The organism is Variovorax paradoxus, assembly GCF_009755665.1.
GTDB classification, from domain to species: Bacteria; Pseudomonadota; Gammaproteobacteria; order Burkholderiales; family Burkholderiaceae_C; genus Variovorax; species Variovorax paradoxus_G.
The window spans coordinates 3,847,234-3,868,614 of sequence record NZ_CP046622.1 but is presented as its reverse complement, the minus strand read 5'-3'; the positions used below and the strand labels follow the sequence as shown (position 1 = coordinate 3,868,614).

Here is a 21,381-nt window from a genome sequence, read left to right as displayed (position 1 = left end):
GATGTGTTTCTCCTCAGGCGTCTCAGACGTGGATCTTGAAAGAGTCGGCATATTTCTTCGGGTCCTTGCCGTCCCACACGGAGCCGTCGAACAGCTTGCTGGTGCGCATCACGTCCTTGGGGACCGGCGTCTGCGTGGCGGCGGCGGCCTGCTTGTAGATGTCGATGCGGTTGATCTCGGTGGCCACCTTCAGGTAGTCCGGATGCTCCTTCAGCAGGCCCCAGCGCTTGTGCTGCGTGAGGAACCACATGCCGTCCGACAGGTAGGGGAAGCTCACGGCGCCGCCGTTGTAGAACTTCATGTGGTTGGGGTCGTCCCAGCTCTTGCCCATGCCGTTGACGTAGCGGCCCAGGATGCGCTGGTTGATGGCGTCCACGCTGGTGTTGACGTAGCTCTTGTCGGCAATGGTCTCGGCCATCTTGTTCTTGTTCTGCAGGCCGGTGTCGATCCACTTGCCAGCCTCGATGATGGCTGCGGTGACGGCGCGCGCGGTGTTGGGGTACTTCTTGACGAAGTCGCCCGTGGTGCCGAGCACCTTTTCCGGATGGTCCTTCCAGATGTCCTGCGTGGTGATGGCCGTTACACCGATGCCGTCCATGATGGCGCGCTGGCCCCAGGGCTCGCCCACGCAATAGCCGTCCATGTTGCCCACGCGCATGTTGGCCACCATCTGCGGAGGCGGCACGGTGATGTTCTTGACGTCCTTGAACGGATCGATGCCAGCCGAGGCCAGCCAGTAGTAGAGCCACATCGCGTGGGTACCGGTGGGAAAGGTCTGCGCAAAGGTGTATTCGCGCTTTTCGGTGGCGATGAGCTTGGCGAGCGAGGCGGCATCGACCGCGCCCTTGTCCGCGAGCTTTTTCGACAGCGTGATGGCCTGGCCATTGTTGTTGAGGGTCATGAGCACGGCCATGTCCTTCTTGGGGCCGCTCAGGCCCAGGTGCATGCCGTAGACCAGGCCGTAGAGCACGTGCGCCATGTCCAGGTCGCCGTTGGAGAGCTTGTCGCGCACGCCGGCCCAACTGGCTTCCTTGCTGGGCACGATCTTCACGCCGTACTTCTTGTCGATGCCGAGCACGGAGGCCATCACGACGCTGGCGCAATCGGTCAGGGGAATGAAGCCGATCTTCACTTCTTCCTTTTCCGGCTTGTCGGAGCCCTGGGCCCAGACGGCGGCGCGCAGGGCGGGATCGATTCCCACGGCGCCAATGGCGGCGGCTTGCAGTACGCGGCGGCGGCTGAGGCGGGTTTTCAGCAGGTCGGTCATGTGGCGGGCTCCGGTTGAAGAACAACAACAAACAAAAGGAAGAACAAAAACAAAAAAGGCGTCCCGCACCGCGCAGGGGCTGCTCGAAAACGAGCCCTTGCGGGATGGGGGACGCCTTTGTCCAATTTCGGTGGGCAACACCCGCCGTTGGGTGCTGCCTGCCTCGGACCCAGGGGTCCATGTACTACTTCAGCAAACTGCGTGCCAGCTTTGTCGGCCTCTTTTTGCTATCGCCTTGCTATTGAATAGGCAGCAAAAGAGCGACTGCCAGCCGGTGCGCAGGTCACCTGAGGCGGAAAGTGGTTGCCATGCACGCTTGTTGTGCGCCGCACCATTTCGAACGCATGCGGGCGGCTGTTCAGCGCCGTGATGCCGTGTCCAGGGGCAGGTAGTCGGCCATGGCGAGCATCGACTCGGCCACATCCACGAGCCGGCGCTTCTGGTTCATGGCAGTCTGCAGCAGCATCTTGTGGGCTTCGTTCTCGCTCATGCGGCGGTGGGCCATCAGGAGGCCCTTGGCGCGTTCGACCAGCTTGCGCTCGTTGAGCGAGGCGCGAACGGTTTCGAGCTCTTCGCTCATGGCCTGCAGGCGGTGCGATTGCTCCTGCACCATGTCGAGCACCGAGCGTTCGAGGTGCCGTCCGTATTGGGCCGGTGCCGTGGCCTCGGTGCCGGTGTCGTCGAAGAAGACGGCGCCTTCCGTTTGCGGCGCAAGGGTGCCGAGCACCTCTTGGTACTTCTGCAGTTCGCCGCGTGCCTGTGCAATCTTGCGGGCGCAGAGTTCGCGCAGTTCTTCGGCCAACCGATGCTCGACGGTTTTCATGGCGTCGATGCGGCGGGTGCAGCAGTCGAACCACGTCTGGCTCAGCCGGGCGTCGGGCGCGGCCGACGAAGCCGCCTGGGCCGAGGTCACGCTCATGCGGCGCAGGCGCTCGATCTCGGCCATGACGGCGTCGGACTGGCTTTGGTGCCAGAGCGCAAGCACGCCGCTGCTCGAAAAGTCGATGAAGACCTGGAAGCAGCGCTCCTGCAGCTCGATGAGGTGCAGCCATTGCTGGCGCTGCGCCTCGTCGGCACGCCCCACTGCCAACGACGCGGCTCCGAAGGCGCGCTCCTGGCCGGCAAATTCCTTGCCCTGCATGAAGTTGAACATCGCGACGAGCAGGCGCGAAATTTCGGGGTCCGTCGCGCCGTCGGCGGCCTCGAACACCACCGCCAGCAGGCCTGCAACGAGCTTGGCGAAAGCGGCGGTGGCCTGGGCGGGCGTCAGTTCGAGCGCAGCAACGCGGCGGCGTAGCGCGGGCAAGCCGTCCAGGCCGGGAAGCACCCAGGCAATGCGGCTGAAGAGGCGGGCGCTATTGCCCGCGGTGGCGCCCGGTCGGCCTTCGGTTTCGAGCTGGTCGAAGCCAGCGCGCACCTCCTGTTCGAGCGCCAAGCATTCTGCGATCTGCGGATCGCGCTGGTCGGCGAAGCGGACCCCGCGAGAGGCGAGAAACACGTTGGACATGCCGCGCTCCCGCTGCAGCGCATGAACGAGCCGCGCGATCAGCCCGACCAGGTCGCTGGTGCGCGCGAGCTGGTCGAGCTCGTCAATTTCGCACTTTCTGGCGGCGATCAGGAAATTCAGTCCGGATTTCATGGCGGGGAGGGGAGGCAAAAGGCGTGCTGCAACATCCGTGCCGCACGGGCATTCCGTGCCGCCTACACTCCTCTGGATGCTTCTTCTGGGAATCGAATCCTCCTGCGACGAAACCGGCGTGGCACTGGTTGAATCGCACGGCGACGCGCTGCCGCTGTTGCGTTCGCACGCGCTGCACAGCCAGATCGCCATGCACCAGGCCTACGGCGGCGTGGTGCCCGAACTCGCCAGCCGCGACCACATTCGCCGCGTGCTGCCGCTGACCGAAGCCGTCATGGCGGAAGCCGGGCGCTCGCTGGCTGATATCGACGTGGTCGCCTATACGCGCGGCCCGGGCCTTGCCGGGGCCTTGCTGGTGGGCGCGGGCGTGGCGTGCGCGCTGGGGGCGGCGCTCGGCAAGCCGGTGCTCGGGGTGCATCACCTCGAGGGGCACCTGCTGTCGCCCTTCCTGAGCGTGGATCCGCCGGAGTTTCCGTTCGTGGCGCTGCTCGTTTCGGGCGGCCATACGCAGCTGATGCGGGTCGACGGTGTGGGGCGCTACGAATTGCTCGGCGAAACCATCGACGATGCGGCGGGCGAGGCTTTCGACAAGAGCGCCAAGCTCATGGGCCTGCCGTATCCGGGTGGTCCGTGGCTGGCCAAGCTGGCGGAAGAGGGCAATGCCGAGGCATTCAAGCTGCCACGGCCGCTCCTGCACAGCGGCGATCTGGACTTTTCATTCGCAGGGCTGAAGACAGCGGTGCTGACCCAGGCCAAGAAGCTAGGCGCCGGGCTGGAGGCGAGCAAGGCCGACCTGGCCGCGTCCACGCAAGCAGCCATCGTCGAGGTGCTGCTGAAGAAGTCGCTGGCCGCGCTCGGGCAGACCGGCCTGAAGCGGCTGGTGGTCGCGGGCGGAGTGGGCGCCAATCGAAGCCTGCGGGAGCAGCTCAACGCTGCATGTGCCAAGCGGGGCGTGCGCGTGCACTACCCCGAGCTGCACCTGTGCACCGACAACGGGGCAATGATCGCGATGGCGGCCGCCATGCGGCTGCAGTCGGGCTTGGCGCAGGCCAGCGAGCGCTATGCCTTCGATGTCAAGCCGCGATGGCCCATGGCTTCGCTGATGGCATCCGAGACGCAGGGGCAGGTGCCCGCGTAGCAGCAGGGCGTTGCGCGCGGCCGAGCGAGGGCACCGGCAGCACGTCGAGCATGTTGCGCCACAGCTGACGCCATTGCGGCCAGTCGTGGCCACCTTCGGTGGTGAACACCCGGCCTTCGGGCAGCGCATCCGCCAGCAGCTTGTGGTTGCTAGCAAAGCGGTCGCTCAGGCCGAACCCGAGGTAGAGCTGCGGCAGGTTCTTGGACTGTTGGGGTTCCAGGTATTGCTGGAACCAGGGCCACAGCTTGCGGTCGACTTCCTCGTCGGGCTGGGGCCCGGTCGGAGCCTGCCAGGCGCGCAGGCCGCCGGCCTTGTGGATTTCGGCGCCCAGAACGCGGCGCCCCAGGTAGGGTGCCAGCGCGACGATGCCGTCGACTGAGCCCGGCCTGGACAACTCGTGGACCAGCGCACCGAAGCCGCCGATCGAAATGCCCACGAGCCAGATCGACTTGTAGCCCTTGGCCCGCTGCGGTTCGATGACGTCCGCATGCAGGCGCTCGCTGAGCGTCTGGTCGTAGTAGTAGGAAACGTCCGCGTCCACCAGCAGCGAGTCGGCGGCCAGATGGCGCTCTCGCACGGCGCTGATGAAGCCTTCGCGTTCGAATTCGTCGGGTTTCAGGTAGGCGCCTGGCAGGAAAACCAGGAGCGTATCGGACCGTTCATTGTCGTTGGCTGACTTGAGGTGCGTGATCATGGCGTGCCTTAAGGGGCACCCGAATCCGCACCGTCAGCGATTCGGTGCGTCTGCGAGACGCCCACGAAGAAGAAAGAAGAAAAATGTGAATACGTCACATGATGTGATGTTATTCACTGTCCTATTGTGATTAGGGAGCGTCTTCAAAGTCAAAAACAATAGTTAACGACACTTTCCTCTCGTGGGCTTTGCTCGATCAGCTGATCGGCAGCTCCGAAACGCGGCTCACCGGCACTTGCTTGCCCAGCTTGAGCGTGAGCACGCCGTTCTCGAGCTTGGCCTCGCTAGCGCTCACATCGATGTCTTGCGGCAACTCGTAGGCGGCCTTGAACTGGCGCTTGGCTTCGGCCTTGCTCTCGATGCGGACCACGGTGCCTTCGATGCCGATGGAGAGGTCCTCGCGCGAAAGTCCGGGGACATCGATGGAGAGCGTCCAGCTCTTGTCGTCCTGTTCGACGAGCGGCGACTTGCGTGCGCTGGCAAAGGCTTCGTTGACGAAACGCTCGAAGGCGCGGTCGTACGAACGCGGAGCGAAGCGGGCGGTATGAAGGGCGGGTGCGAAAAACATGAAAGAACTCCTGAATGAACACAATGGGGACAAGAATGTGTGTCCCTTACACTGCGCGGCCATTCAATGCTGAGTGCCGCTTGCCACCACATCTAGGCGCGGCCGCAACCGTTTCAAGACAATGAATCCCCCCTTTATTTGGCGTCGCAAGGCCTTGAAATTTGCGGCGCTGGCGCTATGCGCGGCCCCCTTTGCCGCAGCGGCGCAAACGCCGCCGGCGCCCATCCGCCTTGCGCTGATCGAGAGCATGAGCGGCCCCTTCGCCAACACGGGCGAAGCGGTGTTCCGCAATCTGCTGTGGGCGGTGGAGCGCGTGAATGCGCGCGGCGGCGTCAAGCTGCCGGGTGTGCCCGGCGGTGCACGGCCGCTGCAGCTCGATCGCTACGACAGCAAGGGGCAGAACGAAGAAGCGCTGTCGGCGCTGCGCGCGGCCATGGACGACGGTGCGCGCATCGTGCTGCAAGGCAACTCGTCGGCCACCGCCGCGGCGCTGGTCGATGCCATCGAAAAGAACAACGAGCGCGATCCCTCGCGGCGCGTGATCTTTCTCAACTACGCGGCGGTCGATCCGGTGCTCACCAACGAGCGCTGCAGCTTCTGGCACTTTCGCTTCGATGCCCACGCCGACATGCGCGTGGCCGCGCTGATGGACGTTGTGAAGGACGACGCAACGCTCAGGCGCGCGTACCTCATCGGCCAGGACTACAGCTTCGGCCAGGCGGTGCTGCGCGAATCGAAACGCCAGCTGGGCGTGCAGCGGCCCGATGTGGAAATCGTCGGGGACGAGCTGCACCCAATGGGCAGGGTGAAGGACTTCGCGCCTTACGCCAGCAAGATCATTGCAAGCGGCGCGCAGGCGGTGTTCACCGGCAACTGGGGCAACGACCTCACGCTGCTCGTGAAGGCGGCGCGCGAGGGCGGCTTCAACGGCACTTTCTATACCTTCTACGGCAACGCGCTCGGCGCGCCCGCCGCCATCGGCGATGCGGGCATCGGCCGCGTGATAGCGGTGGCCGACTGGCTGCCCAACGTGCAGACCGCGCAGTCGGAGGCGTTCTATCGCGCATTCCGCGCGCGCTTTCCCAAGCCTGCCGACGACTACGTGCACATGCGCATGCAACTGCTCGTGGAGTCGCTGGCGCAGGCCATCGAGCGCGCGGGCAGCGTCGATGCGGCGGCCGTGGCGCGTGCGCTCGAACAGGCCGACGTGAGCCTTTACGGACAGCGCGGGCGTATGCGCGCGGCGGACCATCAGTTCCAGCAGCAGCTCGTGGTGGGCGTGATGGACAGGCAGGGCAGGCCGGGCGTGCAGTTCGATGTCGAAGGCTCCGGCTACGGCTTTCGCGTGATCAAGACCATCGCACCCGAACGCGCCGAACTGCCGACCACCTGCAAGATGAAGAGAAGCTAGGAAACAAATACATGCGTGAAGCCATCCACAACCTCGAAGCCTCCAAGATCCGCGAGGTTGCCAACGCCGGTCTGGGCCGCGACGACGTGCTCGCCTTCTGGTTTGGCGAAAGCGACGAGGTCACGCCCGAGGTGATCCGCCAGGCGGCCATCGATTCGCTGCAGCGCGGCGAAACCTTCTATGCGCACAACCTCGGCCTGCCCGAGCTGCGCGAGGCAATTGCCGGCTACACCAGCAAGCTGCATCCCAAGGTGGATGCTTCGCGCCTTGCCGTGACCTCCGGCGGCGTGAGCGCGCTGATGCTCGCGGTGCAGGCGCTGGTCGATGCGGGTGATGAAGTGGTCGCGGTCACGCCGGTGTGGCCCAACCTCACGGCGCAGCCGGCGATTCTTGGCGCCGTGGTGCGCACCGTGTCGCTGGTGCCTGCCGACGGCCAATGGACGCTCGACCTTGCAGCGTTGTGCAAGGCGGTCACGCCGAAGACCAAGCTCTTGATCGTCAACGCGCCCAACAATCCGACCGGCTGGACCATGACGCGCGAAGAGCAGCAGGCCGTGCTCGACCACTGCCGCGAAACCGGCACCTGGATCCTGGCCGACGAGGTGTACGAGCGGCTGTACTTCGAGCCGAGTCCGGCGCCGAGCCGCCTCGAGGCGGACTCGCCCCCCGGGGGGCAGGGCGAAGCCCATCGGGGGGAACTTGATCCCAACGGCTGCGCGCCGAGCTTCCTGGACATTTCGAGGCCTGACGACCGGCTGGTGGTGACGCACAGCTTCTCGAAGAGCTTTCTCATGACCGGTTGGCGCCTTGGCTGGCTGGTGCTGCCACCCGCGCTGGTCGAGGGCATCGGCAAGCTGATCGAGTTCAACACCTCGTGCGCCAGCGTCTTCACCCAGCGCGCCGCCGTCGTCGCCATCGAACACACCGCCGAGATCACTCCTCGCGTGGTCGCCCACCTGAAACAGTGCCGGGACACCCTGGTGCCGCTGCTGGAAGCCTTGCCCGGTGTGCAGGTGGCCCCGGCCAAGGGCGGCATGTACGCCTTTTTCCGGCTCGACGGCTTCGGCGACTCGCTCGAACTTGCCAAGCGCCTGGTCGTCGAAGCCGGCCTGGGCCTGGCCCCCGGCAACGCCTTTGCCCCGGAAGCCCAGGGGTGGCTGCGCTGGTGCTTCGCTTCCAAGGACCCCCAGCGCCTTGTGCAGGGCGTGGAGCGCCTGAAAACCTGGCTATCCAGACAGTAAACGCGCAAGCCCGGGGCGAGCTATAATCCCGAGGCTTTGCATGCCGCAAGGCGCACGGTAGGGGCAGTTCCAGCGCCTACCGCAAGTCAAACATCCCGGAACAAGGAAATTCAACATGATCGCAGCCTCCATCAAGGCCGAAGTCGTCAAAGACAACGCCCGCGCCGCCAACGATACCGGTAGCCCCGAAGTGCAAGTCGCACTGCTGACCGCCCGTATCAACGAGCTCACCCCCCACTTCAAGACGCACGCCAAGGACCACCATGGCCGTCGCGGCCTGCTGCGCATGGTGAGCCGCCGCCGCAAGCTCCTGGACTACCTCAAGTCCAAGGACGCCGATCGTTACACCGCGCTGATCGCCAAGCTGGGTCTGCGCAAGTAAACCGAATCGCATGAAAAAACGCCTGGGTTAGTCCGCTAGCTCAGGCGTTTTTTACTTCGCGATCCACTTTCGGAGTGCCAAAACAGAGCGAAGCTGTGTCATTCCAATGAAGTTCCCGCCGAGCTTCGCTGGAATGGCATCGTGTTCTGAGAAGCCTCCGTCCCTGCGAAACCTGTGATGAATACAGGTCAATCGCTATCAAAACAGGAGCAAACATGAGCCTCTTCAACAAAGTCACCAAGTCCTTCCAATGGGGCGACAAGACTGTCGTCATGGAAACGGGCGAAATCGCCCGCCAGGCCAGCGGCGCCGTGGTGGTCGACATCGACGGAACCGTGGTCCTGGCGACCGTGGTGGCCTCCAAGTCGGCCAAGCCCGGCCAGGATTTCTTCCCGCTGACCGTCGACTACATCGAGAAGACCTACGCCGCGGGCAAGATCCCCGGCAGCTTCTTCAAGCGCGAAGCCAAGCCGAGCGAACACGAAACCCTGACCAGCCGCCTGATCGACCGTCCGATCCGCCCGCTGTTCCCCGAAGGCTTCCTGAACGAAGTGCACGTGGTCATCCACACGCTGTCGCTCAACCCTGAAGTTGACGCCGACATCGCCGCCATGATCGGCGTGAGCGCCGCGCTGTCGATTTCCGGCATTCCGTTCAGCGGCCCGATCGGCGCTGCGCGCGTGGGCTACATCAACGGCCAGTACGTGCTGAATCCGGGCCAGACCGCCCGCAAGGATTCGCAGATGGACCTCGTCGTGGCCGGTACCGAAGCCGCCGTGCTGATGGTCGAATCCGAAGCACAGCAACTCAGCGAAGAAATCATGCTGGGCGGCGTGGTGTTCGGCCACGAACAAGCCAACATCGCGATCAACGCGATTCATGAGCTCGTGCGCGACGCCGGCAAGCCGGTGTGGGACTGGCAGCCGCCGGCCGAAGACGAAGCCTTCGTTGCCAAGGTCAAGAGCCTGGCCGAAGAAAAGCTGCGCGCCGTCTATCAGATCCGCAGCAAGCAAGCCCGCACGCAAGCCCTGCGCGAAGCCAATGCCAGCGTGATGAACACGCTGAAGGAAAGCGGCGAACCCTTCGACGCCGGCAAGGTCAACGACCTGCTGTTCTCGATTGAATCGAAGATCGTCCGCAGCCAGATTCTGTCGGGCGAACCCCGCATCGACGGGCGCGACACACGCACCGTGCGTCCCATCGAAATCCGCAACTCCGTGCTGCCGCGCACCCACGGCTCGGCGCTGTTCACGCGCGGTGAGACGCAGGGCTTGGTCGTGACCACGCTCGGCACCGAACGCGACGCACAGCGCATCGACGCGCTGGCCGGCGAGTACGAAGACCGCTTCCTGTTCCACTACAACATGCCTCCCTTTGCCACCGGTGAAGTGGGCCGCATGGGCTCGACCAAGCGCCGCGAAATCGGCCACGGCCGCCTGGCCAAGCGCGCGCTCGTCGCCGTGCTGCCGACCAAGGAAGAGTTCCCGTACACCATTCGCGTGGTGTCGGAAATCACCGAGTCGAACGGCTCCTCGTCGATGGCTTCGGTCTGCGGCGGCTGCCTCTCGATGATGGACGCCGGTGTGCCGATGAAGGCGCACGTGGCCGGCATCGCCATGGGCCTGATCAAGGAAGACAACCGCTTTGCGGTGCTGACCGACATCCTGGGCGACGAAGATCACCTGGGCGACATGGACTTCAAGGTGGCCGGCACGACCAACGGCATCACCGCGCTGCAGATGGACATCAAGATCCAGGGCATCACCAAGGAAATCATGCAGGTCGCACTGGCACAGGCCAAGGAAGCACGCATGCACATCCTGGGCAAGATGCAGGAAGCGATGGGCGAAGCCAAGACCGAGGTGTCGCAGTTCGCACCGCGCCTGACCACGCTGAAGATCAACCCCGAGAAGATCCGCGACGTGATCGGCAAGGGCGGCGCGGTCATTCGCGGCCTGCAGGAAGAAACCGGCACGACGATCAACATCGACGAAGACGGCACCATCACCATCGCCTCGACCGACCCGGAAAAGGCCGAGCTGGCCAAGAAGCGCATCGAGCAGATCACCGCCGAAGTCGAAATCGGCAAGGTCTACGAAGGCCCGGTCACCAAGATCCTGGACTTCGGCGCGCTCATCAATCTGTTGCCCGGCAAGGACGGCCTGCTGCACATCAGCCAGATCGCGCATGAGCGCGTCGAGAAGGTGACCGACTATCTGAGCGAAGGCCAGATCGTGAAGGTCAAGGTTCTCGAGACGGACGAAAAGGGCCGCGTCAAGCTGTCCATGAAGGCCCTGACCGAGCGTCCGGCCGGCATGGAATTCCAGGAACGTGCACCGCGTGAAGATCGTGGCGACCGCGGTGATCGCGGCGGCGAACGCCGCGAGCGTTCGGACCGTGGCGACCGTGGTGGTGACCGCGGCGGCGATCGCGCTCCTCGTTTCAACAACGAGCAGCAGCAGCCGCGCAACGAGCAGCCGCAGGCACCGGCCGGCGAGCAGCCGTACGCACCGCGCGAATCGCAAGAGTAAGAAGGGCGCAGCGGCAAGCTTTGCCGTTGCCGACTTTTTAATTGCTAACCACGCCCGGACACGGGCGTTGCAGGCCAAAAGACGATGAAAGCCATTGAAATCACTTCGTACGGCGCCCCTGAGGTGCTGCGCGCCGTGGAGCGTCCCGATCCGGTGGCCGGCGTGGGCGAATTGCTGATCCGCGTTGCAGCGAGCGGCGTGAACCGTCCGGACGTTTTGCAGCGCAAGGGCCACTACCCGGTGCCGCCGGGCGCTTCCGACCTGCCGGGCCTCGAAGTGGCCGGCGAGATCGTGTCGGGCGATGCCGCGGCCCTGGCCGAGGCGGGCTTCAAGATCGGCGACCGCGTCTGTGCGCTGATTGCCGGCGGCGGCTATGCCGAGCTGTGCGTGGCGCCTGTGGCGCAATGCCTTCCGGTGCCCAAGGGCTGGAGCGACACCGAAGCGGCTTCGCTGCCCGAGACGTTCTTCACCGTGTGGAGCAACGTGTTCGAACGGGGCGGCCTGCAAAAGGGCGAAACCCTTTTGATCCAGGGCGGCTCGAGCGGCATCGGCGTGACGGCAATCCAGATTGCCAAGGCGCTCGGTGCGACGGTGATCGTCACGGCCGGCAGCGACGACAAGTGCGAAGCCTGCAAGAAGCTGGGCGCGGACCACGCCATCAACTACCGCACGAGCGATTTCGCCGAAGAGGCGAAAAAGCTCACCGGCGGCAAAGGCGTGGACGTGATCCTCGACATGGTTGCGGGCGACTACGTGGCGCGCGAGATCGAATGCATGGCCGAAGACGGCCGGCTGGTGATCATCGCAGTGCAGGGCGGGGTCAAGAGCGACTTCAATGCGGGCCTGGTGCTGCGCAAGCGGCTGGTGATCACCGGCTCGACGCTGCGTCCGCGGCCCGTGGCGTTCAAGGGCGCCATTGCCAAGGCGCTGCGCGAGAAGGTCTGGCCGCTGCTCGAAAGCGGCGCGATCAAGCCGGTGATCCACAGCACCTTTGCCGCGGGCGGCGAACCCAGCGGTGCGGCGCAGGCGCATGCGCTGATGGAATCCAACCAGCACATCGGCAAGATCGTGCTGACATGGTGACGGGCAACAACACGATGACCACCAAGAAGAAGCTGATCGCCGGCAACTGGAAGATGAACGGCAGCCTGGCTGCCAACGAGGCGCTGGTGAAGGCCCTGCTGCAGGGCCTGGCCGCTGCGCCGGCCAGTTGCGATGTCGCGCTTTGCGCACCGGCTCCGTATTTCGCCCAGCTGCAATCGCTGCTTGCGGGTTCGAAGGCCATTGCACTTGGCGCGCAGGACATCTCGGCGCACCCGCAAGGTGCGTTCACCGGCGAGCAGTCGGCGGCCATGCTGAAGGAATTCGGCGTGCGTTATGCCATCGTCGGTCATTCGGAGCGTCGCCAGTACCACGGCGAAACCGACGAAGCGGTGGCAGCCAAGACGGCGGCTGCGCTCGCGAACGGCATCACGCCGATCGTCTGCGTGGGCGAAACGCTGGCCGAGCGCGAAGCCGGGCATACCGAAGAAGTGGTCAAGCGCCAGTTGGCCGCGGTGATCCATGTCAATGGCCACTGCATCAGCGAAATCGTCGTGGCCTATGAGCCCGTCTGGGCCATCGGCACCGGCAAGACGGCCACGCCCGAGCAGGCGCAGGCGGTGCACGCCGTGCTGCGTGCGCAACTGCACCATGCCGCCAGCGAACACGCGGCCGGTATCTGCATCCTTTACGGCGGCAGCATGAACGCGGGCAACGCCGCCCAGCTGCTGGCGCAGCCCGACATCGACGGCGGCCTGATCGGCGGCGCTTCGCTCAAGGCTGCCGACTTTTTGCAGATCATTTCCGCTGCCGCTCGCTGAACGCGAGGGGCGGCTGACATCAATTAGGAGTAAGAACGAATGAATGTGGTCCTCAATCTCTTGGTCGGCGTGCAGATGCTGTCGGCCCTTGCAATGATCGGGCTGATCCTGATCCAGCACGGCAAGGGCGCCGACATGGGCGCGGCCTTCGGCAGCGGCAGCGCCGGCAGCCTGTTCGGCGCGAGCGGCAGCGCGAATTTCCTCTCGCGCACCACGGCTGTTCTTGCAGCGGTATTCTTTGCATGCACGCTGCTGCTGGCCTACTTCAGCCACGCACGGCCCGTGGGCGGTGGCAGCCTGCTGGAGCGCGCAGCCGTTGGTGCGCCCGCCACGCCTGCTTCCGCTCCCGCAGGGCAAATTCCCGGTCAGATTCCCTCGGGTACCTCGGGCGCTGCGCCGGCCAACGCGCCTGCCTCGGCTCCCGCCGCGCCTGTTTCGGGCCCGGGCCAGATCCCGAACAAATAATCAAGTTGTTTTCATGGAGTCGCCAGTGAGAAACTGCTCCATTTCAGGGTAAACTCTAAAGCTGTTCGGAAAGCCAAACACCTTCACAGGTACCTCATGCCATCCGAACAAAAAACCGCGGTCGTGGTGAAATTGGTAGACACGCTATCTTGAGGGGGTAGTGGCGAAAGCTGTGCGAGTTCGAGTCTCGCCGACCGCACCAAATCTCACCGGCAGAAAACCTCATCCAGAGCGTTTCTGCCGGTGGCAAGCGGTGAAAATCTCCCGATGAACCTCGATTCCTATCTCCCCGTCCTTTTGTTTATTTTGGTCGGTGTCGGTGTAGGTGTCGCACCGCAAGTCATCGGCTACATCCTGGGTCCCAATCGGCCCGACGCAGCGAAGAACGCTCCCTACGAGTGTGGCTTCGAGGCCTTCGAGGATGCGCGCATGAAATTCGACGTGCGCTATTACCTCGTCGCCATTCTCTTCATCCTGTTCGATCTCGAGATTGCCTTTCTCTTTCCGTGGGCCATTGCGCTCAAGGAAATCGGCGCCGTCGGCTTCTGGGCCATGATGATCTTTCTCGCCATCCTCGTCGTGGGCTTTGCCTACGAGTGGAAAAAAGGCGCGCTCGACTGGGAATGACAAGGAATCATCAAAATGGCCATTGAAGGCGTAATGAAGGAAGGCTTCGTCACCACCACCTACGACTCGGTGGTGAACTGGGCGAAGACCGGATCACTCTGGCCGATGACTTTCGGTCTGGCTTGCTGTGCCGTCGAAATGATGCACGCGGGCGCGGCCCGCTACGACATCGACCGTTTCGGCATGCTGTTTCGGCCCAGCCCCCGCCAGTCCGATCTGATGATCGTGGCCGGCACGCTGTGCAACAAGATGGCGCCCGCTCTGCGCAAGGTCTACGACCAGATGCCCGAGCCGCGCTGGGTTCTTTCCATGGGCTCCTGTGCCAACGGCGGCGGCTACTACCACTACAGCTATTCGGTGGTGCGCGGCTGCGACCGTATCGTGCCGGTGGACGTCTATGTGCCGGGTTGCCCGCCCACCGCCGAGGCCTTGCTCTACGGCGTGATCCAGCTGCAGCAGAAGATTCGCCGCACCAACACCATTGCCCGCGCCTGAGAGACTGCCGACGATGACCGACTTTGCAATATCGCCGGAGGTGCTGCGCGCCACCATCGCCGAGACCCTCGGCGCCAAGGCCAGGAGCGTGACGATCGCGCTGGGCGAGGTGACCGTGGTCGTCGGCGCTGCCGACTACATCGAAGCCGCCACGCTGCTGCGCGATGCGCCCGGCTGCCGCTTCGAGCAGCTGATCGACCTCTGCGGCATGGACTATTCAGACTACCGCGAAGGCGAGTGGCAGGGCGAGCGCTATTGCGTCGTCACGCACCTGCTTTCGGTGAGCCTCAACCAGCGCGTGCGCCTCAAGGTGTTTGCACCGAACGAAGACCTGCCCGTAGTCGATTCGCTTCAGCCCGTCTGGAATGCCGCCACGTGGTTCGAGCGCGAGGCCTTCGACCTCTACGGCATCGTGTTCGAGGGGCATGACGACCTGCGGCGCATCCTTACCGACTACGGTTTCATCGGCCATCCGTTCCGGAAGGACTTCCCGGTGTCGGGGCACGTCGAAATGCGTTACGACGAAGAGCAGAAGCGCGTCATCTACCAGCCGGTCTCCATCGAGCCGCGGGAAATCACGCCGCGCGTGATTCGCGAAGACAACTACGGCAGCGGTTTGCACTGATATGGCCGAAATCAAGAACTACACACTCAACTTCGGTCCCCAGCATCCTGCAGCGCACGGCGTGCTGCGCCTGGTGCTCGAGCTCGACGGCGAAGTGATCCAGCGTGCCGATCCGCACATCGGCCTGTTGCACCGCGCAACCGAAAAGCTCGCTGAATCGCGCACCTTCATCCAGTCGCTGCCGTACATGGATCGCCTCGACTACGTGTCGATGATGTCCAACGAGCACGCCTACTGCCTGGCCATCGAGCGGATGATGGGCCTCGAAGTGCCGATCCGCGCGCAGTACATCCGCGTGATGTTCGCCGAGATCACCCGCCTGCTGAACCACCTCCTATGGCTCGGTGCGCACGGTCTCGACTGCGGCGCGATGAACATGCTCATCTATTGCTTCCGCGAGCGTGAAGACCTGTTCGACATGTACGAAGCCGTTTCCGGCGCGCGCATGCATGCGGCGTACTTCCGTCCGGGCGGCGTGTATCGCGACCTGCCGGATGCCATGCCGCAGTACAAGGTCAGCAAGATCAAGAATGCGAAGGCCATCGAGAAGCTCAACGAGAACCGCCAGGGCTCGCTGCTCGACTTCATCGACGACTTCTGCAAGCGCTTCCCGAAGATGGTCGACGAGTACGAAACGCTGCTCACCGACAACCGCATCTGGAAGCAACGCACCGTGGGCATCGGCGTGGTCACGCCGGAGCGCGCGCTGAACCTCGGCTTCACCGGCCCCATGCTGCGTGGCTCGGGCGTCGAATGGGACCTGCGCAAGAAGCAGCCCTACGACGTCTACGACCAGATGCAGTTCGACGTGCCGGTCGGCAAGACGGGCGACTGCTACGACCGCTACTTGGTGCGCGTGGAAGAAATGCGCCAGGCCAACCGGATCATCCAGCAGTGCTCGGCATGGCTGCGTGCCAACCCCGGCCCGGTCATCACCGACAACCACAAGGTTGCCGCGCCCGCGCGCGAATCGATGAAGGCGAACATGGAGGAACTGATCCACCATTTCAAGCTCTTCACCGAAGGCTTCCATGTGCCCGAAGGCGAGGCCTATGCCGCCGTCGAGCACCCGAAGGGCGAATTCGGCATCTACCTGGTGAGCGACGGCGCCAACAAGCCGTACCGCCTGAAGATCCGCGCGCCCGGTTTCCCGCACCTCGCCGCCCTCGACGAAATGTCGCGCGGCCACATGATCGCCGACGCTGTCGCGGTGATCGGCACGATGGACATCGTGTTCGGCGAAATCGACAGGTGAGAAAGAGCGAATGACGACTTCCTCGACCCACCATGACACGGCGCCTACGGCGCCTTCTGCTCCTCTGAAGCCCGCGATTCTCGAGCGCTTTGCGCGCGAGGTCGCCAAGTACCCTGAAGCAGGCAAGCAATCGGCCGTGATGGCCTGCCTGGCCATCGTGCAGCAGGACGAAGGCTACGTGAGCATGCAGCGCGAGCGCGAGATCGCCGAATACCTCGGCATGGCGCCCATCGCCGTGCACGAGGTCACGACCTTCTACAACATGTACAACCAGCATCCGGTGGGCAAGTTCAAGCTCAACGTGTGCACCAACCTGCCTTGCCAGCTGCGTGACGGCGTCACGGCGCTCGTTCACCTCGAGAAGAAGCTCGGCATCAAGATGGGCGAGACCACGGCCGACGGCCTGTTCACGCTGCAGCAGAGCGAATGCCTGGGCGCCTGCGCCGATTCGCCCGTGATGCTGGTCAACGACCGAACCATGTGCAGCTTCATGAGCAACGAGAAGCTCGACCAGCTCATCGACGGGCTGCGCTCGTCCACTGGAACCACCAAAGGGGAGGCCGCATGATGTCGCCCGAACAAGTGCTCCAGCAGTTCCAGGCCACGGGCGTCCAGACCTGCTTCCATGACCGCCACATCGAGCCGCAGATCTATGCCGGCCTCGATGGCACCAACTGGCGCCTGGCCGACTACGAAGCGCGCGGCGGCTATCAGGCGCTGCGCAAGATCCTCACCGAGGGCCTCACGCCCGACCAGGTGATTGCCGAAGTCAAGGCCTCAGGCCTGCGCGGCCGCGGCGGCGCGGGCTTTCCTACCGGCCTCAAGTGGAGCTTCATGCCCCGCCAGTTCCCGGGCCAGAAGTACCTTGTCTGCAACTCGGACGAAGGCGAGCCGGGTACGTGCAAGGACCGCGACATCCTGCAGTTCAACCCGCACATCGTGATCGAAGGCATGGCCATTGCCGCGTATGCAATGGGCATCAGCGTGGGCTACAACTACATCCACGGCGAGATCTTCCAGAGCTACGACCGCTTCGAGGAAGCCCTCGAAGAAGCGCGCGCTGCCGGCTACCTTGGCGACGGCATCATGGGCAGCACGTACAACTTCCAGTTGCACGCCGCCCACGGTTTCGGCGCCTACATCTGCGGCGAAGAAACCGCGCTGCTCGAATCGCTTGAAGGCAAGAAGGGCCAGCCGCGCTTCAAGCCGCCGTTCCCGGCCAGCTTTGGCCTGTACGGCAAGCCGACCACCATCAACAACACCGAGACCTTCGCGGCGGTGCCCTGGATCATCCGCAACGGCGGCCAGGCTTACCTCGAATGCGGCAAGCCGAACAACGGCGGCACCAAGATCTATTCGGTGAGCGGCGACGTCGAGCTGCCCGGCAACTACGAAGTGCCCATGGGCACGCCGTTCTCCAAGCTGCTTGAGTTGGCAGGCGGCGTTCGCAAGGGCCGCACGCTCAAGGCCGTGATTCCCGGCGGATCGTCGTCACCGGTGCTGCCGGCGTCGATCATGATGGAATGCACGATGGACTACGACTCCATCGCCAAGGCGGGCTCCATGCTGGGTTCGGGCGCGGTCATCGTCATGGACGACAGCCGCTCGATGGTCGAGTCGCTGCGGCGCCTCTCGTATTTCTACATGCACGAATCCTGCGGCCAGTGCACGCCTTGCCGCGAAGGCACGGGCTGGCTGCACCGCGTGGTGGACCGCATCCACAACGGGCAGGGCAGGGCGTCCGACATGGACCTGCTCAACTCCGTGGCTGACAACATCCAGGGCCGCACCATCTGCGCGCTCGGCGACGCGGCGGCCATGCCGGTGCGCGCCATGATCAAGCACTACCGCCACGAGTTCGAGGCCCTGATTCCGGGCTACGTCCCGAAAGCGCCCGTCAAGGCCTGAGCGCGAGAAACATATATATGGTTGAAATCGAACTCGACGGCAAGAAGGTCGAAGTGACCGAAGGCAGCATGGTGATGCATGCGGCCGACAAGGCGGGCACGTACATCCCGCACTTCTGCTATCACAAGAAGCTCAGCATTGCGGCCAACTGCCGCATGTGCCTGGTCGACGTGGAAAAGGCACCCAAGCCGATGCCGGCCTGCGCCACGCCCGTCACGCAGGGCATGATCGTCCGCACCAAGAGCGAGAAGGCCATCAAGGCACAACAGTCGGTCATGGAGTTCCTCCTGATCAACCACCCGTTGGATTGCCCCATTTGCGACCAGGGCGGCGAGTGCCAGCTGCAAGACCTGGCCGTGGGCTACGGCGGTTCTTCTTCGCGCTACGAAGAAGAAAAGCGCGTCGTCTTCCACAAGGACGTCGGCCCGCTGATCAGCATGGAAGAGATGAGCCGCTGCATCCATTGCACGCGCTGCGTCCGCTTCGGCCAGGAAGTGGCCGGCGTGATGGAGCTCGGCATGACCCAGCGCGGCGAGCACTCCGAAATCGAAACCTTCCTCGGCGACTCGGTCGACTCCGAGCTGTCGGGCAACATGATCGACATCTGCCCGGTCGGCGCGCTCACGAGCAAGCCGTTCCGCTACAGCGCCCGCACCTGGGAGCTGTCGCGCCGCAAATCGGTGAGCCCGCACGATTCCACCGGCGCCAACCTGATCGTTCAGGTCAAGAACAACCGCGTCATGCGCGTGGTGCCGCTCGAGAACGAAGACGTCAACGAATGCTGGATTGCCGACCGCGACCGCTTTTCGTACGAAGGGCTCAACGGCCCCGAGCGCCTCACGCAACCCATGCTCAAGCAGGGCGGCCAATGGCAGCAAGTCGACTGGCAGACCGCGCTCGAATACGTGGCCAACGGCCTCAAGCAGATCAAGGCCGACCACGGCGCGCAGAGCATCGGCACACTGGTCAGCCCGCACAGCACGCTCGAAGAGCTGCAGCTTGCCGCCATGCTCACGCGTGAGCTCGGTAGCGACAACATCGACTACCGCCTGCGCAATGCCGAATTCACGGCGTTCGAAGGTGTGCGCTGGCTCGGCACCTCGATCGCATCGCTCACGCAGCTGCAGCGCGCATTCGTGATCGGCTCGAACCTGCGCAAGGACCATCCGCTGTTCGCGCAGCGCATCCGCCAGGCCGTGCGCAAGGGCGCCGCGTTGTCGGTGCTGACCTCGTCCAACCTGATGGCGGACCGCGAAGCGTGGGCCATGAGCGTGGCGCAGGCATCGATCGTCGACGCCGGCCAGTGGGTCGAAGTGCTCGCCGGCATTGCCGCCGCCGTGGGCCAGACCACCGGCCAGGCCGCGCCGCTCGCACCGGCAAACGCACCCGATGCCGCGGCACAAGCCATTGCGGCGTCGCTGCTGAGCGGTGAGCGCAAGGCCATCCTGCTCGGCAATGCCGCCGCCCACCACGCGCAAGCCAGCAGCCTGCTGGCCCTTGCAAACTGGATCGGCACGCAGACCGGCGCCACCGTCGGCTACCTGACCGAAGCCGCCAACACCGTGGGTGCGCAGCTCGTCGGCGCATTCCCCAAGAACGGCGGCCTCGATGCCGGCCGCATGCTGGCAGCCGGTTCCGGTCTCAAGGCGGTGATGCTGCTCAACACCGAACCGGTGTTCGACTCGGCTGCGGGTGCCGCAGCCGCCGATGTCATCGGCAATGCGCAAATGGTCGTCACCTTGAGTCCCTTCAAGGCCAACCTCGAGTTCAGCGACGTGCTGCTACCCATTGCGCCGTTCACCGAAACGCCCGGTACCTTCGTCAATGCCGAAGGCCGCGTGCAAAGTTTCCATGCCGTCGTCAAGCCGCAAGGCGAGACGCGCCCGGCCTGGAAGGTGCTGCGCGTGCTGGCCAACCTGCTCGGGCTGCCCGGCTTTGCTTTCGAATCGACCGCTGAAGTGCTCCGCACCATCGGCGACAACGGCGCCGTGCCGGCAGATGCGCTTCGCAACGCAACCGCCGCGAAGGCCGTGGCCTCGAATGGTGCGGTTTCCGCACCCGTGGTGGCGAGCATCTATCAGCTCGACTCCATCGTGCGCCGCGCACCGTCGCTGCAACTCACCGCCGACGCGCGCAACGCAATGACGGCAGCACCGGCCCGCGCCGAGGAGGCATTGGCATGATCGACGCAGTGCATGCTTTCGGCCAGGGGCTGATCAACGCCGGCTGGTGGACGTCCGCGGGCTGGCCCGTGATCTGGACGCTGATCAAGATCATCGTGGTCGTGCTTCCGCTGATGGGCGCCGTCGCCTACCTCACGCTGTGGGAGCGCAAGGCCATCGGCTTCACGCAGATCCGCGTGGGCCCGAACCGCATCGGGCCCCTGGGCCTGCTGCAGCCCATTGCCGACGCGCTCAAGCTGATGACCAAGGAGATCATTCTTCCGACGGTCGCCAACAAGGGCCTGTTCCTGCTCGGCCCGATCATGACCATCATGCCGGCGCTCGTCGCATGGGCCGTGATTCCGTTCGGCCCTGAAATGGCGCTGGCCAACATCAATGCCGGCCTGCTGTTCGTCATGGCCATCACCTCGCTCGAGGTATACGGCGTGATCATCGCGGGCTGGGCTTCCAACTCGAAGTACGCCTTCCTGGGCGCGCTGCGCGCCTCGGCACAGATGGTGAGCTACGAAATCGCGATGGGCTTCTGCTTCGTCGTGGTGCTGATGGTCTCGGGCAGCCTGAACATGAGCGAGATCGTGAATGTGCAGGGCAAGGGTACCTTTGCCGAAATGGGCCTTGGCTTCCTGTCGTGGAACTGGCTGCCGCTGCTGCCGATCTTCGTCGTCTACTTCATCTCGGGCCTGGCTGAAACCAACCGCCACCCCTTCGACGTGGTCGAAGGCGAGTCCGAAATCGTCGCGGGCCACATGATCGAGTACTCGGGCATGAGCTTTGCCATGTTCTTCCTGGCCGAGTACGCCAACATGTGGCTGGTCTCGATCCTGTGCGTGGTGCTGTTCCTCGGTGGATGGCTGCCGCCGTTCGAGTTCCTGAGCTTCATTCCCGGCTGGATCTGGCTCGGCGCCAAGACCTTCTGCGTGGTCACCATGTTCCTGTGGGTTCGCTCGACGTTCCCGCGCTTCCGCTATGACCAGATCATGCGTCTGGGCTGGAAGATCTTCATCCCGGTCACGCTCGTGTGGCTGGTCGTGGTCGGCGCCTGGATGCAGACCCCGTTCAATATCTGGAAATAACTGGAAGCGCCAACATC

Annotated in this window: 20 protein-coding genes and 1 tRNA gene; 17 read left to right on the top strand and 4 right to left on the bottom strand. The window is 64.2% G+C overall.

Going from position 1 to position 21,381, the window contains the following annotated elements; genetic code table 11:
* Positions 1-22: 22 nt before the first annotated feature.
* Together GOQ09_RS18000 and GOQ09_RS17995 are read right to left on the bottom strand one after the other, a co-directional pair.
* Positions 23-1,267, bottom strand: coding sequence for a CmpA/NrtA family ABC transporter substrate-binding protein (locus tag GOQ09_RS18000; RefSeq protein WP_157614755.1), 1,245 nt, complete (start codon positions 1,265-1,267; stop codon positions 23-25).
* Positions 1,268-1,625: 358 nt separating this feature from the next.
* Positions 1,626-2,906, bottom strand: coding sequence for a nitrate regulatory protein (locus GOQ09_RS17995; protein ID WP_157614754.1), 1,281 nt, complete (start codon positions 2,904-2,906; stop codon positions 1,626-1,628).
* A gap of 76 nt (positions 2,907-2,982) precedes the next feature.
* Here GOQ09_RS17995 and tsaD point away from each other — a divergent pair, with 76 nt between their 5' ends.
* Positions 2,983-4,044 (top strand): tRNA (adenosine(37)-N6)-threonylcarbamoyltransferase complex transferase subunit TsaD, encoded by a 1,062-nt coding sequence (gene tsaD, locus GOQ09_RS17990; protein ID WP_157614753.1) that lies wholly within the window; start codon positions 2,983-2,985, stop codon positions 4,042-4,044.
* On the opposite strand, the gene GOQ09_RS17985 is transcribed toward tsaD, so the two are convergent.
* Together GOQ09_RS17985 and GOQ09_RS17980 are read right to left on the bottom strand one after the other, a co-directional pair.
* Positions 3,980-4,738 (bottom strand): alpha/beta hydrolase-fold protein, encoded by a 759-nt coding sequence (locus tag GOQ09_RS17985; RefSeq protein WP_157614752.1) that lies wholly within the window; start codon positions 4,736-4,738, stop codon positions 3,980-3,982. The two genes, tsaD and GOQ09_RS17985, sit on opposite strands and share 65 nt — an antisense overlap.
* Before the next feature lie 196 nt (positions 4,739-4,934).
* Complete coding sequence (locus GOQ09_RS17980; RefSeq protein WP_157614751.1) at positions 4,935-5,306, bottom strand: Hsp20/alpha crystallin family protein; 372 nt, start codon at positions 5,304-5,306, stop codon at positions 4,935-4,937.
* A 121-nt stretch (positions 5,307-5,427) separates the two neighbouring features.
* Between GOQ09_RS17980 and GOQ09_RS17975 the strand changes: the two genes are divergently transcribed.
* The 16 genes from GOQ09_RS17975 to nuoH all read left to right on the top strand — a co-directional run bounded on the left by GOQ09_RS17975 (position 5,428) and on the right by nuoH (position 21,364).
* Positions 5,428-6,717, top strand: coding sequence for a branched-chain amino acid ABC transporter substrate-binding protein (locus GOQ09_RS17975; RefSeq protein ID WP_157614750.1), 1,290 nt, complete (start codon positions 5,428-5,430; stop codon positions 6,715-6,717).
* A gap of 11 nt (positions 6,718-6,728) precedes the next feature.
* A complete protein-coding gene (locus tag GOQ09_RS17970) occupies positions 6,729-7,958 on the top strand; it encodes a pyridoxal phosphate-dependent aminotransferase (protein WP_157614749.1) in 1,230 nt (409 codons plus the stop codon).
* A 115-nt stretch (positions 7,959-8,073) separates the two neighbouring features.
* Positions 8,074-8,340 carry a 30S ribosomal protein S15 gene (gene rpsO / locus GOQ09_RS17965; protein ID WP_007837783.1) on the top strand — a complete coding sequence of 89 codons (267 nt, stop codon included), beginning with the start codon at positions 8,074-8,076 and terminating at the stop codon, positions 8,338-8,340.
* 215 nt (positions 8,341-8,555) lie between these two features.
* Positions 8,556-10,871 (top strand): polyribonucleotide nucleotidyltransferase, encoded by a 2,316-nt coding sequence (gene pnp / locus GOQ09_RS17960; protein ID WP_157614748.1) that lies wholly within the window; start codon positions 8,556-8,558, stop codon positions 10,869-10,871.
* An 84-nt stretch (positions 10,872-10,955) separates the two neighbouring features.
* Complete coding sequence (locus GOQ09_RS17955; protein ID WP_157614747.1) at positions 10,956-11,954, top strand: NAD(P)H-quinone oxidoreductase; 999 nt, start codon at positions 10,956-10,958, stop codon at positions 11,952-11,954.
* Positions 11,948-12,733, top strand: coding sequence for a triose-phosphate isomerase (tpiA, locus tag GOQ09_RS17950; protein WP_157614746.1), 786 nt, complete (start codon positions 11,948-11,950; stop codon positions 12,731-12,733). Before GOQ09_RS17955 ends, tpiA begins: the two co-directional genes overlap by 7 nt.
* Before the next feature lie 39 nt (positions 12,734-12,772).
* Positions 12,773-13,198 (top strand): preprotein translocase subunit SecG, encoded by a 426-nt coding sequence (gene secG, locus GOQ09_RS17945; RefSeq protein ID WP_157614745.1) that lies wholly within the window; start codon positions 12,773-12,775, stop codon positions 13,196-13,198.
* A 117-nt stretch (positions 13,199-13,315) separates the two neighbouring features.
* A tRNA-Leu gene (locus GOQ09_RS17940) sits at positions 13,316-13,400 on the top strand.
* A gap of 65 nt (positions 13,401-13,465) precedes the next feature.
* Positions 13,466-13,825, top strand: coding sequence for an NADH-quinone oxidoreductase subunit A (locus GOQ09_RS17935; RefSeq protein WP_012748607.1), 360 nt, complete (start codon positions 13,466-13,468; stop codon positions 13,823-13,825).
* A gap of 15 nt (positions 13,826-13,840) precedes the next feature.
* The gene (locus GOQ09_RS17930) at positions 13,841-14,320 is read left to right on the top strand and encodes a NuoB/complex I 20 kDa subunit family protein (RefSeq protein WP_012748606.1); all 480 of its coding nucleotides are present in this window, start codon (positions 13,841-13,843) and stop codon (positions 14,318-14,320) included.
* 13 nt (positions 14,321-14,333) lie between these two features.
* Positions 14,334-14,945 carry an NADH-quinone oxidoreductase subunit C gene (locus GOQ09_RS17925; protein ID WP_157614744.1) on the top strand — a complete coding sequence of 204 codons (612 nt, stop codon included), beginning with the start codon at positions 14,334-14,336 and terminating at the stop codon, positions 14,943-14,945.
* A gap of 1 nt (position 14,946) precedes the next feature.
* Positions 14,947-16,200 (top strand): NADH-quinone oxidoreductase subunit D, encoded by a 1,254-nt coding sequence (locus GOQ09_RS17920; RefSeq protein ID WP_157614743.1) that lies wholly within the window; start codon positions 14,947-14,949, stop codon positions 16,198-16,200.
* A 10-nt stretch (positions 16,201-16,210) separates the two neighbouring features.
* Entirely contained in the window at positions 16,211-16,768 is a 558-nt protein-coding gene (gene nuoE / locus GOQ09_RS17915) for an NADH-quinone oxidoreductase subunit NuoE (protein WP_242630875.1), read from the top strand.
* The gene (gene nuoF, locus GOQ09_RS17910) at positions 16,768-18,108 is read left to right on the top strand and encodes an NADH-quinone oxidoreductase subunit NuoF (protein ID WP_157616755.1); all 1,341 of its coding nucleotides are present in this window, start codon (positions 16,768-16,770) and stop codon (positions 18,106-18,108) included. Before nuoE ends, nuoF begins: the two co-directional genes overlap by 1 nt.
* Positions 18,109-18,125: 17 nt before the next feature.
* Positions 18,126-20,291, top strand: a complete 2,166-nt coding sequence (gene nuoG / locus GOQ09_RS17905) for an NADH-quinone oxidoreductase subunit NuoG (protein WP_157614742.1) — start codon at positions 18,126-18,128, stop codon at positions 20,289-20,291.
* Positions 20,288-21,364 carry an NADH-quinone oxidoreductase subunit NuoH gene (nuoH, locus tag GOQ09_RS17900; RefSeq protein WP_126749727.1) on the top strand — a complete coding sequence of 359 codons (1,077 nt, stop codon included), beginning with the start codon at positions 20,288-20,290 and terminating at the stop codon, positions 21,362-21,364. Before nuoG ends, nuoH begins: the two co-directional genes overlap by 4 nt.
* Positions 21,365-21,381: the final 17 nt, after the last annotated feature.

Bases quoted from the DNA above. Each gene is read 5' to 3' on its own strand.
- GOQ09_RS18000 (WP_157614755.1), bottom strand. From the start codon at position 1,267: ATGACCGACCTGCTGAAAACCCGCCTCAGCCGCCGCCGCGTACTGCAA.
- GOQ09_RS17995 (WP_157614754.1), bottom strand. From the start codon at position 2,906: ATGAAATCCGGACTGAATTTCCTGATCGCCGCCAGAAAGTGCGAAATT.
- tsaD (WP_157614753.1), top strand. From the start codon at position 2,983: ATGCTTCTTCTGGGAATCGAATCCTCCTGCGACGAAACCGGCGTGGCA.
- GOQ09_RS17985 (WP_157614752.1), bottom strand. From the start codon at position 4,738: ATGATCACGCACCTCAAGTCAGCCAACGACAATGAACGGTCCGATACG.
- GOQ09_RS17980 (WP_157614751.1), bottom strand. From the start codon at position 5,306: ATGTTTTTCGCACCCGCCCTTCATACCGCCCGCTTCGCTCCGCGTTCG.
- GOQ09_RS17975 (WP_157614750.1), top strand. From the start codon at position 5,428: ATGAATCCCCCCTTTATTTGGCGTCGCAAGGCCTTGAAATTTGCGGCG.
- GOQ09_RS17970 (WP_157614749.1), top strand. From the start codon at position 6,729: ATGCGTGAAGCCATCCACAACCTCGAAGCCTCCAAGATCCGCGAGGTT.
- rpsO (WP_007837783.1), top strand. From the start codon at position 8,074: ATGATCGCAGCCTCCATCAAGGCCGAAGTCGTCAAAGACAACGCCCGC.
- pnp (WP_157614748.1), top strand. From the start codon at position 8,556: ATGAGCCTCTTCAACAAAGTCACCAAGTCCTTCCAATGGGGCGACAAG.
- GOQ09_RS17955 (WP_157614747.1), top strand. From the start codon at position 10,956: ATGAAAGCCATTGAAATCACTTCGTACGGCGCCCCTGAGGTGCTGCGC.
- tpiA (WP_157614746.1), top strand. From the start codon at position 11,948: ATGGTGACGGGCAACAACACGATGACCACCAAGAAGAAGCTGATCGCC.
- secG (WP_157614745.1), top strand. From the start codon at position 12,773: ATGAATGTGGTCCTCAATCTCTTGGTCGGCGTGCAGATGCTGTCGGCC.
- GOQ09_RS17935 (WP_012748607.1), top strand. From the start codon at position 13,466: ATGAACCTCGATTCCTATCTCCCCGTCCTTTTGTTTATTTTGGTCGGT.
- GOQ09_RS17930 (WP_012748606.1), top strand. From the start codon at position 13,841: ATGGCCATTGAAGGCGTAATGAAGGAAGGCTTCGTCACCACCACCTAC.
- GOQ09_RS17925 (WP_157614744.1), top strand. From the start codon at position 14,334: ATGACCGACTTTGCAATATCGCCGGAGGTGCTGCGCGCCACCATCGCC.
- GOQ09_RS17920 (WP_157614743.1), top strand. From the start codon at position 14,947: ATGGCCGAAATCAAGAACTACACACTCAACTTCGGTCCCCAGCATCCT.
- nuoE (WP_242630875.1), top strand. From the start codon at position 16,211: ATGACGACTTCCTCGACCCACCATGACACGGCGCCTACGGCGCCTTCT.
- nuoF (WP_157616755.1), top strand. From the start codon at position 16,768: ATGTCGCCCGAACAAGTGCTCCAGCAGTTCCAGGCCACGGGCGTCCAG.
- nuoG (WP_157614742.1), top strand. From the start codon at position 18,126: ATGGTTGAAATCGAACTCGACGGCAAGAAGGTCGAAGTGACCGAAGGC.
- nuoH (WP_126749727.1), top strand. From the start codon at position 20,288: ATGATCGACGCAGTGCATGCTTTCGGCCAGGGGCTGATCAACGCCGGC.